At 73.5% G+C, this 13,680-nt stretch carries 14 protein-coding genes; 8 read left to right on the forward strand and 6 right to left on the reverse strand.

Annotated elements, in window-relative coordinates; all coding sequences use genetic code 11:
• Positions 1 to 153: 153 nt before the first annotated feature.
• Entirely contained in the window at positions 154 to 516 is a 363-nt protein-coding gene (locus GLX25_RS11785; protein ID WP_155842629.1) for a winged helix-turn-helix transcriptional regulator, read from the reverse strand.
• Positions 517 to 625: 109 nt separating this feature from the next.
• Here GLX25_RS11785 and GLX25_RS11790 point away from each other — a divergent pair, with 109 nt between their 5' ends.
• Together GLX25_RS11790 and GLX25_RS11795 are read left to right on the forward strand one after the other, a co-directional pair.
• A complete protein-coding gene (locus tag GLX25_RS11790; protein ID WP_155842630.1) occupies positions 626 to 1,501 on the forward strand; it encodes an SDR family oxidoreductase in 876 nt (291 codons plus the stop codon).
• Between the two features lie 139 nt (positions 1,502 to 1,640).
• The gene (locus GLX25_RS11795) at positions 1,641 to 2,696 is read left to right on the forward strand and encodes a DUF389 domain-containing protein (protein ID WP_205719881.1); all 1,056 of its coding nucleotides are present in this window, start codon (positions 1,641 to 1,643) and stop codon (positions 2,694 to 2,696) included.
• A gap of 7 nt (positions 2,697 to 2,703) precedes the next feature.
• Here the strand turns inward: GLX25_RS11795 and GLX25_RS11800 are convergent, their stop codons facing one another.
• On the reverse strand, positions 2,704 to 2,910 hold the full coding sequence (locus GLX25_RS11800; RefSeq protein WP_155842631.1) for a hypothetical protein: 207 nt from the start codon (positions 2,908 to 2,910) through the stop codon (positions 2,704 to 2,706).
• A gap of 442 nt (positions 2,911 to 3,352) precedes the next feature.
• On the opposite strand from GLX25_RS11800, the gene GLX25_RS11805 reads away from it, so the two are divergent.
• Together GLX25_RS11805 and GLX25_RS11810 are read left to right on the forward strand one after the other, a co-directional pair.
• Positions 3,353 to 4,240 (forward strand): bifunctional helix-turn-helix transcriptional regulator/GNAT family N-acetyltransferase, encoded by an 888-nt coding sequence (locus GLX25_RS11805; RefSeq protein ID WP_155842632.1) that lies wholly within the window; start codon positions 3,353 to 3,355, stop codon positions 4,238 to 4,240.
• A gap of 137 nt (positions 4,241 to 4,377) precedes the next feature.
• Positions 4,378 to 5,577, forward strand: a complete 1,200-nt coding sequence (locus GLX25_RS11810; RefSeq protein WP_155842633.1) for an amidohydrolase family protein — start codon at positions 4,378 to 4,380, stop codon at positions 5,575 to 5,577.
• A 14-nt stretch (positions 5,578 to 5,591) separates the two neighbouring features.
• Here the strand turns inward: GLX25_RS11810 and GLX25_RS11815 are convergent, their stop codons facing one another.
• Positions 5,592 to 6,797: a DUF2207 domain-containing protein gene (locus tag GLX25_RS11815; protein WP_155842634.1), complete on the reverse strand. Its 1,206-nt coding sequence runs from the start codon at positions 6,795 to 6,797 to the stop codon at positions 5,592 to 5,594.
• A 140-nt stretch (positions 6,798 to 6,937) separates the two neighbouring features.
• Positions 6,938 to 7,657: a M23 family metallopeptidase gene (locus GLX25_RS11820; protein WP_166548753.1), complete on the reverse strand. Its 720-nt coding sequence runs from the start codon at positions 7,655 to 7,657 to the stop codon at positions 6,938 to 6,940.
• Between the two features lie 111 nt (positions 7,658 to 7,768).
• Here GLX25_RS11820 and GLX25_RS11825 point away from each other — a divergent pair, with 111 nt between their 5' ends.
• Positions 7,769 to 8,707 (forward strand): DUF1214 domain-containing protein, encoded by a 939-nt coding sequence (locus GLX25_RS11825; RefSeq protein ID WP_155842636.1) that lies wholly within the window; start codon positions 7,769 to 7,771, stop codon positions 8,705 to 8,707.
• Positions 8,708 to 8,826: 119 nt separating this feature from the next.
• Here the strand turns inward: GLX25_RS11825 and GLX25_RS11830 are convergent, their stop codons facing one another.
• The gene (locus GLX25_RS11830) at positions 8,827 to 10,167 is read right to left on the reverse strand and encodes an NAD(P)/FAD-dependent oxidoreductase (protein WP_155842669.1); all 1,341 of its coding nucleotides are present in this window, start codon (positions 10,165 to 10,167) and stop codon (positions 8,827 to 8,829) included.
• A 226-nt stretch (positions 10,168 to 10,393) separates the two neighbouring features.
• Here GLX25_RS11830 and GLX25_RS11835 point away from each other — a divergent pair, with 226 nt between their 5' ends.
• The 3 genes from GLX25_RS11835 to GLX25_RS11845 all read left to right on the forward strand — a co-directional run bounded on the left by GLX25_RS11835 (position 10,394) and on the right by GLX25_RS11845 (position 11,746).
• Positions 10,394 to 10,999 (forward strand): TetR family transcriptional regulator, encoded by a 606-nt coding sequence (locus tag GLX25_RS11835; protein ID WP_155842637.1) that lies wholly within the window; start codon positions 10,394 to 10,396, stop codon positions 10,997 to 10,999.
• Positions 11,000 to 11,123: 124 nt separating this feature from the next.
• Positions 11,124 to 11,540, forward strand: coding sequence for a CBS domain-containing protein (locus tag GLX25_RS11840; protein ID WP_155842638.1), 417 nt, complete (start codon positions 11,124 to 11,126; stop codon positions 11,538 to 11,540).
• A gap of 32 nt (positions 11,541 to 11,572) precedes the next feature.
• A complete protein-coding gene (locus GLX25_RS11845; protein ID WP_155842639.1) occupies positions 11,573 to 11,746 on the forward strand; it encodes a hypothetical protein in 174 nt (57 codons plus the stop codon).
• Positions 11,747 to 11,982: 236 nt separating this feature from the next.
• Here GLX25_RS11845 and GLX25_RS18560 read toward each other — a convergent pair whose 3' ends face one another.
• Positions 11,983 to 13,401 carry a hypothetical protein gene (locus GLX25_RS18560; RefSeq protein ID WP_205719882.1) on the reverse strand — a complete coding sequence of 473 codons (1,419 nt, stop codon included), beginning with the start codon at positions 13,399 to 13,401 and terminating at the stop codon, positions 11,983 to 11,985.
• Positions 13,402 to 13,680 lie beyond the last annotated feature (279 nt).

The raw sequence follows: 13,680 nt of genomic DNA on the forward strand, positions 1-13,680 counted from the left end.
GCGACGCTACGACGTCGCCGACGGCGCGGCAAGTCCTCTGTCGCGGGCACCTGCCGTGTGCGGCCGAGGCGCCTGCCCGGGCGACGCCCTCGTATTCGTCATGTGCACGCTGCTGCACACGACGGAATCGCGCGCCGCGCCCGCCCCGGCGATTCAGCGCTCGACGATCGAGCCCGCGTGCGCGGCGACCCACTCGACGAGCGGGAGCATGCGGTCCATGAGGTCGCGGCCGAGGTCGGTGAGCGCGTACTCGACCCGGGGCGGAACCTCGGGGTACGACGTGCGGGCGACGAGCCCGTCGGCCTCGAGCGTGCGCAGTGTGGAGGCGAGCATCTTCTCGCTGATGCCCTCGACCTCGCGACGCAGCTCGCCCCAGCGGAGGGTGCCGTCGGTGAGGGCGAGCAGCACGAGCACGCCCCACTTGCTCATGATGTGGTCGAGCACGACGCGGGTCGGGCACCCCTCGAGGAAGACTTCGCCGGAGGTCTCCCGGATCTGCGCAAGACTTACCGTCATGTGCGTACCTTACGTGAAAGTGGGTACCGCCGGAAGGGAAGGTGTGCGGCGTCCGCTCGGTTGGCCCCGGTGAACCGACACCGTCGGAACCGATCGATTGGAGTTCCCCATGACCATCCTCGTCACCGCCGCCTCCGGCCACCTCGGCCGCCTCGTCGTCGAGGCGCTGCTCGAGCGCGGGGCCGCCCCCGCCGACGTGGTCGCCGCCGCGCGCGACACGGGCGCGATCGCGGACCTCGCGGCACGCGGCATCCGCACCGTCGAACTCGACTACGCGCGCCCCGAGACCATCGCGCCGGCGCTCGAGGGCGTCGACGTGATGCTGCTGATCTCGGGCACGGCCTTCGGCGAGCGCGTCGGCCAGCACCGCAACGTGATCGAGGCCGCCAAGGCGGCCGGCGTCGGCAAGCTCGCCTACACGAGCGGGCCGAAAGCGGCGACGAGCGAGCTGGTCCTCATGCCCGAGCACCGCGGCACCGAGCAGGTCATCGCCGAGGTCGGAGTCCCGGCCGTGATCCTCCGCAACAACTGGTACACCGAGAACTACGCGCAGGATGTCGCGCTCGCGGCCTCGACGGGCGTGATCACCGCCGCGACCGGCACGGGCCGGGTCGCGTCCGCACCCCGTCGCGACTACGCCGAGGCGGCAGCGGTCGTGCTCCTCGAGGACGGCCACGTCGGCGAGGTGTACGAGCTCGGCGGCGACGAGCCGTGGACGTTCGCGGAGCTCGCGGCCGCCACATCCGAAGTGCTCGGCCGCGACGTCGTGTTCGTCGACCAGGCCCCCGCCGAACGCGTCGCGTCGCTCGTCGCCGCCGGCCTCGACGAGGGCACGGCGGGCTTCGTCGCCGCCATCGACGAGGGCATCGCGCGGGGCGACCTCGCCGAGTCGGACGGCACGCTCGCGCGACTCATCGGGCGGCCCGCCACGCCCCTCGTCGAGGCGCTCCGCGACGTCGTCGAGGCGCAGCGCGCGGCCGCCTGACGGGCCCATTCGGCGAGCGGGCAGGGGGCGGAGGCCGCGACACGAGCGGTCGCGCCCGGCCGTGCCGCGGCATCCGTCACCGCCCGTCGTACGCTCGGCTGAGCACCGGCATCGCGCCCGGTCGAGCCGAGGAGCCGCCATGTCCCAGCCGCCGCCAGCGCAGCCGTCGCCGGAGCAGGAACCGGTCTACCCGCCCCCGCCCTCGGACGCGCTCAACCGCATCGAGCACATGCGCGAGTCGGTGTTCATGGACGGCCCGAAGCGGCGTCGGAAGATCCAGCGCTTCTGGATCCTGCTCTCGCTCTCGTCGGTGATCGCGGCGGCCGGCGTCGTGGGCGACTCGACGGCCACCGTCATCGGCGCGATGATCGTCGCCCCGATGATGCTGCCGATCCAGGGCACCATGCTCGCGACCGTGCTCGGCGACCGGCGGAACCTCACGCTGTCGCTGCTCATGATGATCGGCGGCGCGGCCGCGGCGATCGCGATCGGCTACGGCGTGGGCCTCCTCGCCGCGACCCCGATCACCGAGCTGACGAACTCCCAGGTCGCCGCCCGGGCGACGCCGGGGCTCATCGACCTGCTCGCGGCGCTCGCCACCGGTGCGGTCGGCTCGATCGCGCTCGTGCGCAAGGACATCTCCGACACGCTGCCGGGCGTCGCGATCGCGATCTCGCTCGTGCCGCCGCTCGTCGTCGTCGGCATCGCCGCCGAATCGGGCGACTTCGGCAGCTCGATCGGCTCGCTCCTGCTGTTCATCGCGAACGTGGCGGCGATCCTCGGCACCGGGGTCGTGATCATGGCGATCTACCGGGTCCAGCGGTGGGGGCGCATCGGGCACCAGACGCCGCCGCCCGGCGTGAAGGCCGTGAACCGCAAGCGGTCGAACATCGCGATCGCCGGCATGCTCGTGCTCGTCGCGCTCCCCCTGAGCCTGTCGACCTGGGTCACGACCACGCTGAACACCCAGCAGTCGACGATCACGCAGGCCGCGGAGGCGTGGGCGCTGACGAGCGACCTCGACGTGATCTCGGTCGACTACGTCTCGGCGCTGTCGTACCTCGTGCGCATCACGGGCGGCGACCAGGCGCCGGACGTCGCCGACCTCACCGACCGCCTGACCTCAGCCGGAATCGACCCCACCACCGTCGAGGTCGAGTGGATCCCGTCGGTGCGGGTGAACGCCGGGGGCTGACCCGGCATCAGTGCGCGCTGCGCGGCTCGCCGTGGTGCAGTCGGGCACGCAGGCCGGCGCGGGCCGCAGCGCGCCGCGCCGTGCGCGAAGCCCGCTCGGCGCGGGCGAGATCGCGCCGCTCGGCCGCGCTGCTGCGGCCCTCCGTGGCGAACTCGGCGTGGCGCTGGTCGTGCGCGGTCATCTGCTGAGCGAGGAAGCCGTGTGCGAGGTCCATGATCCCGATCCCTTCGTGGTCTGCGGTGGCTGACCACCTGACATGGAGACTCCTCGCTGAGGTGGGGCGGATGTATCGGGAGGGTGTCCTATCTTCGGGCGCCGCCGCGCCTCAGGCGGGCCTGAGGTACCTCAGGCCCGCCTGCTCACCCGCCTCCTCCACCGCCTCAGCTCACCTCGACGCACCTCCCCACTCCCCGCGAGTTCGCAGGACCAGGCGCGCCATCCCTGCCCTTGGAGCACCGTCCGCGCGGCTCATCCTGCGAACTCGTCCCGACACCGCCCAGCGCCCTCCGCGTGCCCGATCTCGCGACCGCGAGTTCACAGGACCAGGCGCGGCATCCCTCCTCTGGAGCACCCATCGCGCGGCTGATCCTGCGAACGCACTCGGCGAAGCGCTCCGGCACGTGCACGCCGCCAATTATCTGACTAGAGTCAGAGATATGGACGACATCGCCAGGGTGCGGCGGTTCAACCGCACGGTCACCGAGCGGATCGGCGCGCTCGACGACGGCTACCTCTCACGCGGGCGGCCGCTCGGCCAATCCCGGCTCCTGTGGGAGATCGGGGCGTCGAGCGGCGCAGGGGCCGAACTCCGCGCGCTGCGCGAGCGGCTCGAACTCGACTCGGGGTACCTCAGCCGCCAGCTGCGCGCGCTCGAGGCCGACGGGCTCGTGAACGTCGCGCCCGCACCCGACGACTCGCGCGTGCGCGTCGCGCAACTCACGCCCGCGGGCGTCGCCGAGCGCGCCGAGCTCGACCGGTCGTCCGACGCACTCGTCGGCGGCATCCTCGGCCCGCTCAGCGACCGGCAGCGCGAGCGCCTGCTCGCCGCGATGGACGACGTCGAGCGACTCATGACCGCCTCGGCGGTGGAGGTCCGCGTGGTCGATCCCGCCGACGCCGCGGCCCGGCGGAGCGTCACGGCCTACTTCACTGAGCTCGCCTCCCGGTTCGACCTCGGCTTCGATCCGACCCGCACCCGGCAGACGCCCGACGACGAGTTCCGCGAGCCGAACGGCACGTTCCTCGTCGCGTTCCTGCACGGCGAGCCGGTCGGCTGCGTCGGCCTCAAGCTGCACGGCGACGAGCCCGCGGAGATCAAGCGGATGTGGGTCGCGGCGAGCACGCGCGGGCTCGGCCTCGGCTCGCGGCTGCTTCGCGAGATCGAGGCGGCCGCGCTGCGGCTCGGCGCGACCGTCGTGCGACTCGACACGAACCGCACGCTCACCGAGGCGATCGCGATGTACCGCACGCACGGGTACGACGAGATCCCCGACTTCAACGGCGAGCCGTACGCCGACTTCTGGTTCGAGAAGTGGCTCGCGTAGCCGCGGCGGCCCGCCCCGTCCTGATGCATGAGGATCCGGGCGAGACGCCCGGTGGAGCAGCCATCTGCCGGATTCTCATGCGGCACGCTCGCGCGGCTCGCGTAGCCGCGGCGGCCCGATCGCGAGAGGATCGCGGCATGGGCGCGGATGGCGTGCAGCACCTGGCCGAGACGATCGAGCGGATGCCGCTGGTCGACCACCATGTGCACGGCATGCTGCCCGACCCCTCCGAGGCCGACCTGCTCGCCGCGCTCACGCAGGCCGAGCACCCCGCATCGCCGACCGACGTGTTCGACAGCGGGCAGGGCTTCGCGCTGCGGCGCCACTGCGCGCCGCTCCTCGGACTGGAGACGTTCGCGAGCCCCGCCGACTACCTCGCCGCGCGCCGCGCGCTCGGCTCCGACGACGTCGCCCGGCGACTCCTCCAAGCCTCCGGCATCGCCGCATACCTCGTCGACGACGGCCATCGGCCCGACCGCCTGATGCCGGACGAGCGGATGGCGCAGCTCGCCGCCGCGCCGACCCACCGCGTCGCCCGGCTCGAGACCATCGCCGAGACCGTGCTCGCGCAGAGCGCCTCGGGCGACGAGTTCGTCGAGCGGTTGGGCCCGGCACTCGAGGCGGCGGCAACCGAGGCGGTCGCATTCAAGACCGTCGCCGCGCACCGGTGCGGGCTCGAGCTCGATCCGGCGCGGCCGACGAACGTGGACGTGCGCTCGGCCGCGGACGCCTGGTTCGCCGATCACCGGGCCCACGCGGCATCCGCCCCCACGACGCCGCACGCCGGCCACGCGGCATCCGCTCGCCCCCGCCTCACCGACCCGACGATCACCCGCCACCTCATCTGGTGGGCGCTCGAGCGCGGCGCGGTCCTGCAGGTGCACGCCGGGTTCGGCGACGCCGACCTGGTGCTCGAGCGGGCGAACCCCGCGCGCATGCAGGCGCTCGTCGCGGCGACGGCCGGCACGGGCGGGCGCATCGCGTTCCTGCACTGCTACCCGTACGTGCGCGAGGCGGGCTGGCTCGCGCACGTGTTCCCGCACGTGTTCCTCGACGTCGGCCTCGCGGTCGAGTTCCTCGGGGCGAACGCCGACGCGGTCGTGCGCGATGCGCTCGACCTCGCCCCGTTCTCGCGCGTGATCTTCTCGACCGACGCGTGGGGTGTGCCCGAGCGCGTGCTGCTCGGTGCACGGCTGTGGCGGGATGCCGCGGCGCGCGTGCTCGGCGGGTACGTCACGGGGCACGGATGGCCCGTCGCTGAGGCCGTCCGCGTCGCGGAGGGCATCGCGTGGCGGAACGCCGAGGGGCTCTACGGGCGCCGGTTCGTCACGCGGTGATCGCCGGCCGGTCGCTACGGGCCTCCCCCGCCGCCGTCGAAACCGCCGCCGCCGTCGAAGCCGCCCTCGAAGCCGCCCAGGCCGCCGCCGCCACCGTCGAACCCGTCGCCGGCGGCGCCGCCGTAGATCGCGCCCCTCCCCCAACCCGTCTCGCTGAAGTACCCGTCGTTGCGGTTCAGGCCGCGCTGCTCGAGGAGCGGAACCCCGAATCGCCCGTCGTCGCGTCCGCCGACCGCGATCGGCTGGGCGAGTGCGACCGAGGCCGTCCGGATGCACGAGGCGAGCCGCTCGGGCGTGACCGGCTCCGACGAGGCGAACCAGGTGGACTCGGCATCGCGCTGCGTGAGCGTCGTCGCCGCGCGGGCGACGACCTCGTCCTGGCCGAAGAGCACGGCCCACGGGAGCGTCGACCGGGCGACGGACGGGTCGCGGAGGTCGGCGCTCGCGATCCGTTCGCGGAGGCGGTTCGCCCGCTCCCGCAGTTCGAGCCCGGTCGCGTTGAGGGGGATCCACCGCGGCAGCACGGCGCGGACGCCGAGCGCGACCGCCCCGATCGCGAGCGCGGTCCAGCCGATCGAGTCATCCGTCCCGCGCCCGACGAACTGCGCGACGAAGCCGAGCACGACCCCGATGACCCCGGCGACGGACGCGGTGCGGAACCGGCCCACGGGCCGCGGCTCGCGGTAGCGCGCGGCCGCGTCGAGGAACCGTCGCCGGGTGGCCCAGTTCAGCTCGCCGTTCCGCGCCACGACGCGGTCGACCGGCACGGTGGCCCCGTGCGCGATCACGGCGGCGGTGCCCGTGGCCCCCGGCCCGAAGACGGCGAGGATGAGGTCGCCCGACACGTCGCGCGGAGCCGCCGCGCGCGTCGAGGGCAGGTCCGACGAGTAGACGAGGCGGATGCCGCGTGCCGACTCCGGCGCGTCGCCGTCCGCATTCGGCGGCCGGCGATCCTCGATCATGATCGCGCCGTCGAGTGCGAGCTCCACCACGGCTGCCGGCAGCCACCGCGTGGCTGCGGAACCGGACACGAAGGCGACGGGGAGCAACCCGACGATCTCCGGATCGACGAGCGACGGGTCCGCCGCGTCGCGCGGCCTCTGCAGCCACGCGACGACGAGCGATCCGACGGCCGCGGCCGCGACGAGCGACGCGAGCAGCGCCACGATCGGCAGCACCGCGAGACCCAGCCCGCTCCCACCCGATGCAGCGAGCTCCATCCGACCCTCCCGCCTCGGCGCGGTGCTCCGTGCCGATGATCCGCACCGTACTCCCTGCGGGCGGCCGGGCACCATGCTCGACACGCACCCGATCGGTCGTCGCGGGAGCATCCGCCCGTCGGGCCCGCTCGGGCGGACGCTCATGCGGGCGGCGGCCGGCTCCGGATCCGCTCCCCGAGCGCCGGGACGCCGGCGTCGACGCCCACCCACGTGCCGCCTCGCTCGACCTCGTAACCGCGGAAGGCGAGCGGGAGGCCGCGCGCCGACATCAGGTCCGTGGAGTCCATGAGCTGGATGTGCAGGTGCGGCGAGGTCGAGTTGCCCGTGTGCCCGACGCGGCCGAGGAGGTCCCCCGCCCGCACGCGGTCGCCGGCGGCGACGGCGACACTCCCCGGGACGAGGTGCGCCACACCGCAGAACACGTCGCGACCGCCCGGGCCCCGCTCGTGCTGGGCCCGGAGGATCACGTGGTTGCCCATGATCTCCGGGATCCGCTCCGGCGCGAACGTCGCCGCGGTGCGCGCGGCGCGCGCCGCCTCGCGAAGGGGATGCACCCGGTCGCGCTCCGCCATCCCGTCGGACGCGGCGACCACCTCGCCGTCGAACGGCGCATGGATCGGTGCACCCCAGGCGTGGAACTCGCTCGTCACCGCACCGGCCGCCGCCACCCGCCAGGGGCTGCCGGGGTGCTCATGCCGACCGGGACGTGCGTCGACCCTGACGAAGTCGTACGCGTAGCGCTGCCCGAGCAGGTCGGTGCCGTGGCTCGGGACGCGCGCGGCGGGCGTGGTGACCGCCAGCCACCCCTCGCCGCGGAGGGGGAAGTCGATCACCACGGCGTCGCCGGGAACGATCGTCATCACCCGCGAGGCTACCCGCCCCGGCATCCGGACGGACCGGGCCGGAGGTCCTTCCGCGACATCCGCCCCACCCATAGGCTGAGCCCGACCATCGGGGATCAGGGGGATCGCATGGCCGAGCACGTCAACGTCGACAACTTCGCGCGCGCCGAGACCAATCGGATGCTGGCGGCGCTCGCCGGGCAGGCGGGCGGGACCGGGAGGTGGGTGCACAACCGCGTTCCGACGCCCGTCGAGAACCAGCCGGTGATCCGCCAGAACCGCGACACGCTCTACAGCATGGCAGTGGTCGACGTGTCCGGCGGAGCGAGCATCACGATCCCCGACGCGGGCGACCGCTACCTGTCGGTCATGGTCGTCAACCAGGACCACTACATCCCGCTCGTGCTGCACGAGCCCGGCGAGCACCGCCTGCACGCCGACGAGCTCGGCACGCAGTGGGTCGTCGTCGTACCGCGGATCCTCGTGAACCCCGACGACGAGGCCGATGTCGCGGCGGTCAACGCGCTCCAGGACGCGTTCGCGCTCGATGCGCCGGAGGGCGGTGCGTTCCCGATGCCCGAGTACGACGATGCGTCGTTCACCGACACGCGGAACGCGCTGCTCACCCTGGCCCGCGGCGTCTCGGGCTTCGCCGACGCGTTCGGCCGAGCCGGCGAGGTCGACCCCGTGCATCACCTGCTCGGCACGGCCGCCGGGTGGGGCGGCCTGCCGGCATCCGAGGCGTTCTACGTCAACGTCGAGCCGAAGCTGCCGGTGGGCGCCTACGCCCTGACGGTCCGCGACGTGCCGGTCGACGCCTTCTGGTCGATTACGGTCTACGACCCCGCCGGCTACATGGAGGCCACCGACGGCCTCGTGAGCGTCAACAGCGTGACCGCGACGCCGAACGACGACGGGAGCGTCACCGTGAACTTCGGCGGCCCCGACGACGGACGCCCGAACCGCATCGGCCTCATGGACGGCTGGAACTACATCGTGCGGCTCTACCGGCCGCGACCCGAGGTGGCCGACGGGACGTGGACCTTCCCCGAGGTCGCCCCGGCCTGAGCCGCGGCGCGCTCAGTCGCGGGCGTGGACGGTCGTGCATGAGAATCCGCCCGGTGGGGCCGCACAGCGGCCCCATGTCCGGATTCTCATGCGCAATGGCTCGGGGCGGGAACGAGGGCTCAGCGGCCGGCGACGAAGCCGGCGACCTTCGCGATCGGCGACGTCGTGGCGCGCCCGCGGAGCTCGGCGCGGTCTGCCGCGTGATACGCCGTGTAGATCGCCTGGACGGCCAGCCACCGCAGCGGCTCGACCTCCCAGCGTTTCGCGCGGTGGTTCACCCACGGCAGCCGCGTGAGCCCGGAGTCGCGACCGAGCACGAGGTCGCGGAGCGTGCGCCCCGCGAGGTTCGTCGCGGTGACGCCCGTGCCGACGTAGCCGCCGGCCCAGCCGAGTCCGGTCGCCCGGTCGTGGCCGACGGTCGCGGCCCAGTCGCGCGGCACGCCGAGCACGCCCGCCCACGCGTGCTCGATCGCGGCATCGGTCGTCGCCGGGAAGTACCGGTGCAGCAGCGCCGTGAGGCTCTCGATCGTGCGCGGCTGGGTCGCGCCGTCGACGTCGACGCGCGAGCCGTAGCGGTACGGCACGCCGCGCCCGCCGAACGCGATGCGGTCGTCGACGGTGCGCTGGGCGTAGACGTAGACGTGCGCGAAGTCGCCGAGCGTCTCGCGGCCGTTCCAGCCGATCTCCTCCCAGACGGATGCCGCGAGCGGCTCGGTCACGATCATCGACGAGTTCATCGGAAGCCACGTGCGGTGCTCGCCGCGCAGGTTCGGCGTGAAGCCCTCGGTCGCCCGCAGCACGTGCGCCGCGCGCACCGTGCCATGCTCCGTGCGCGCCTCGCCGGGCGCGATCTCGGTGACGCGCGTGCCCTCGTAGATGGTCACGCCGAGCCGCTCGACCGCAGCCGCGAGCCCGAGCGCGAGCTTCGCGGGGTGCACTCGGGCGCAGTGCGGATGCCACAGCCCGCCGAGCACGCCGGCCACGTTCACGCGGGCGGCGCTCTCGCGCGCGTCGAGCTCCTCGACGTCGGTCGCGGGCCACTCGCGCTCGGCTGCCGCGGCGGCGCGCAGGCGCGCGAGCTGGGCGGGCGCGGTCGCGATCTCGAGCTCGCCGCCCTTGTGGATGCCGGCGTCGATGCCCTCGGCTCCTGCGACCCGGATGACCTCGTCGACGGTCTCGTTGAGCGCGCGCTGCTGCTCGATCGCGGCGTCGCGCCCGTGCGCCTTCACGTACTGCTCGCGGCCGCCGGTGACCGAGTTGGTGAGCCATCCGCCGTTGCGACCCGACGCGCCGAACCCGGCGAAGCGCTGCTCGAGCACCGCGATGCGCAGGTCGGGCTGGTCGCGCTTGAGGTAGTACGCGGTCCAGAGCCCGGTGTAGCCGCCGCCGACGATCGCGACGTCGACGTCGAGGTCGCCCGGGAGCGCCGGCCGCTCGGCGGGCACGCCGACCTGCTGCATCCAGAACGAGACGCCGCCGTTCGCGACTCCTCGGCCGGCGACTCCGCCGTGCACGACCTCGCTGTTCGCGGCCACGCGCCCTCCATCTTTTTTCAAACAGTGTTTGACAACGCCTGCAGCGACGTTAGTGTGGTCCCCGTTGCGATGTCAATGAGCGGATGCCGCGGCATCGGGTCGCCCGCGATGGCGCACCCGCGGCATCCGCCCCGGCCGAAGGGAGCCGCCGTTGCCGGCCGAAGTCGACACCGCCGAACGCCTTGCAGAGATCGCGCACGCCACGGTCGCCGTCGCCCAGGAGCGCGGCACGCACGCCGTCACCCTGCGCGCGGTCGCCGAGCGGCTCGGACGCTCGACCGCGTTCATCACGCACTTCGTGCCGAGCCGCGCCGAGCTCATGGCGAACGCGCTCGAACTCGCCCGCTCCCGCTGGGACGACGAGCGTCGCGACGAGCTCGGCGACCTCCTCGGCGTCGAGCGCCTCGCCGCGCTCACGCGGTGGATGTGCACGTCCTCCCCCGAGGAGTCCGTGTTCCGCAGCCTCTGGATCGAGGTCATCGCCGACGTGCGCGCCGGCCACGACCGCGCATACCACCTGCTCCGAACGGTGACGGATGCCACGTACGCGTCGTTCCTCGACGGCGCCCGCGCCGCAGACCGCGAGGAGGCGGCCCGCATCGCCGACATCCTCTACCTCTACTGCCGCGGGTACGAGGTCAAGTCCGTCGAGGACCCGGAGGGCTGGCCCGACGAGCGCGTGCAGCGCTCGCTCGAGCTGCTGCTGCGCGTGCTCGTCTTCGATCGAGCGGACGCCGCGGCATCCGTCGCCGACTGAATCTCGCGGGGCTCTGGCCATGGTGCGCACGAGCGGATGGATCGTCAACCCCCGTGCAGCGTCGGGAGTCGCCGCGTAGCCTTCCCGGACGATCGCGACCGGCGATCGTGGAAGGGACGAAGACATGACCGTGGCACGCGACATCATGAGCACCGACCCGACCTGCGTGAACGAGGACCAGAACCTCATCGAAGCGGCGCGGATCATGCGCGACCTCGACATCGGGTCGATGCCGATCTGCGGCAACGACTCGAGGCTGAAGGGCATGCTCACCGACCGAGACATCGTCGTGAAGTGCCTCGCCGAGGGCGCGGATCCCGGCAGCACGACCGCGGGAAGCCTCGCCGAGGGCACGCCCGTGACCATCGGCGCCGACGACGACATCCGCGAGGCGCTGCAGATGATGCAGCACCACCAGATCCGTCGGCTGCCGGTCATCGACGGCCATGACCTGGTCGGCGTCATCGCCCAGGCGGACATCGCCCGCACGCTGCCCGACATCGCGACGGGCCGCACGGTCGAGGAGATCTCGGTCCCGTGAACACGCCCGGACCCGAACCAAGGAGGAGCGACATGAGCGATTCGACCGCACCCGGCGGCGGCGCGCCGTCCGACGAGGAGAAGCCGGCCGTCCGCGACGAACCGATGCCCGATGAGGACACCCCGGGCGATCCCGAGAGCGACGCGCCGATGAGCGATTCGACCGAGGGCGGTCTCGAGGGCGGTGACCCCGGCGTCGAGGAGTGATCTCCGGGTCGCGCGGGCACGCCGCCCGCGCGACCCGTCGACGTCGCTCGGGCGGCAGGATGGTGCGGCGTTCGGCGGCGGGTGGGACCAGCCGTGCTCTGCTTGGCGCAAGCCCCGAAGGGAAGGCCGCCTGAAACCCGGTGCTCCCGCTCTTGTCTCACGGCTCGGCCGGACGCGGGCCACACGATACTCGCGAGCGGGCTCGCGCCGCGCGGGTCGAAGGTCCCGGGCCCGCGTCACTCCACGCCGAGCACGCGACGCGCGTGGCGGTACTTCTCGGCGAGGCGCTGCTGCTTGGCGAAGTCGAGGCGGCGCAGCCGCCACGGCGCGGTGTTGTCGTCGATGTCGGCGAGCTTGACGCGCAACGCGACCGGGTGCCGCCGGATGCGCGCGTAGTACTCGTCGGGCGTCACCTCGGGCCGCCGGGTCAGGAGCTCGACGACGCCGACGACCTCGAGCAGCACGCCCGCCTCGAACAGCTCGCGCGAGGTGAGCGGGGTGTCCTCGAGCACGTCGTGCAACCACGCGGCCGCCGCGGCGATCGGGTCGGTCACGGGATCGAACCGCTCGGCGATGCGCCCGGGGTGGTCGATGTAGGGCGTGCCGCTCTTGTCGAGCTGGCCGCGGTGCGCGGCGAACGCGATGCCCTTGGCGAGCGCGACCTGCGCGACGGCCTCGAGTGGCGAGAGCCGAGCGCGCGAGCGCGGCGCCGCGGGCTGCTGGGCGGATGGCCCGGGGGCGGGCGCGTGCTCGTGCAGCGGCCCCGGCTCCGGTTCCGGTTCCGGTTCCGGTTCCGCAGCCTCATCGGGCGACAGCGAGATCGCGGCGAGCTCGATGGCGTCCGCGACGTCCTCGATGGTGTCCGCGACGTCGGCGACGGATGCCTCGGTGGCGGCGCTCGACGACGGATCGCCGGCATCCCCGGGCGGAATCGGCTCGAACGTCGACCGGCGCGGGCCCGGCGCGTCGGGCTCGGACGACTCGTCCGCGGCCTCGGCCGGTTCGTCCGCCCAGCCCAGGCCCGGGTCGTCCCCGGGACCGCCGGCCGCGGCATCCGCCCTCGGCTCGGCCGACGCGGGAGCCCCGTCGGTCTCCGCCACTGGGGGGCGATGGGCGATCGGGACGATCGCCATCGGGCGGGTCGCCTCGAGGGAGGCCTTCCTCGCGGCGGCGACCTCGGCGATCGGGTCGCGGCCGTCGAGCGGTCGCACGAAGATCAGGGCGCCCTCGAGTTCGCGCAGCTCGTGCTCGCCGATCTCGAGCATCGAACGCGAGCCGCTCTTGCGCCGCTGCTCGAACGACAGCTCGTCGACCTCGATGAAGTGCGAGCCGTCGCGCGAGCTGAAGTAGCGGCGGCTCGCGCCGTCGGTGATCGCGACGATGACGGCCTCGTAGTCGCCGCTCGGCTGCAGCGAGCTCAGGAAGTACCGGCGCCGATCCGGGTCCTGGTGGTCGGCGGGATCGAACGCGATCGCCTCGCGTCGACGCGGGCGGCGCCCGGGGTGCGCGCTCGCGCGCATCGCCCATCGGTCGCGCTCGACCACGGCGCCCTCGTCGAGGGGGCGGGCGTCGCGCGCGCGACGGCCATCGGGGTTCGCAGGCGTCGCGAGCGCCGTGCCGTCCGCGTCGCCGCCGGGCTCGCCGAAGTCGGGCATGGGCTCGTCATCGGCGGGGGCTCTCAACGGGGTGCTCCGAGGGGATCGGGGGCGTCGTCTCGGCGGAACTGCTGGGCGTCGCGGGGTCGGCGTTCGGGGGCGGTCGGGGGCGCGGGCTCGCGCGTACGCCGATCGTACGGCTTCGACCGATTCTCCGCTGCCCCTTGCGCGCGGTTCGGCGAAGTCGGCCCGCACGACGGCGGGGCGGATGCCGCAGTGCCCCTTCTAACGATCGCTGCAACACCTCGGATTTCGGGGAGTTGCAGCGATCGTGGCATT

Origin of the sequence: Agromyces luteolus (assembly GCF_009729855.1) — a bacterium.
GTDB lineage: Bacteria > Actinomycetota > Actinomycetes > Actinomycetales > Microbacteriaceae > Agromyces > Agromyces luteolus.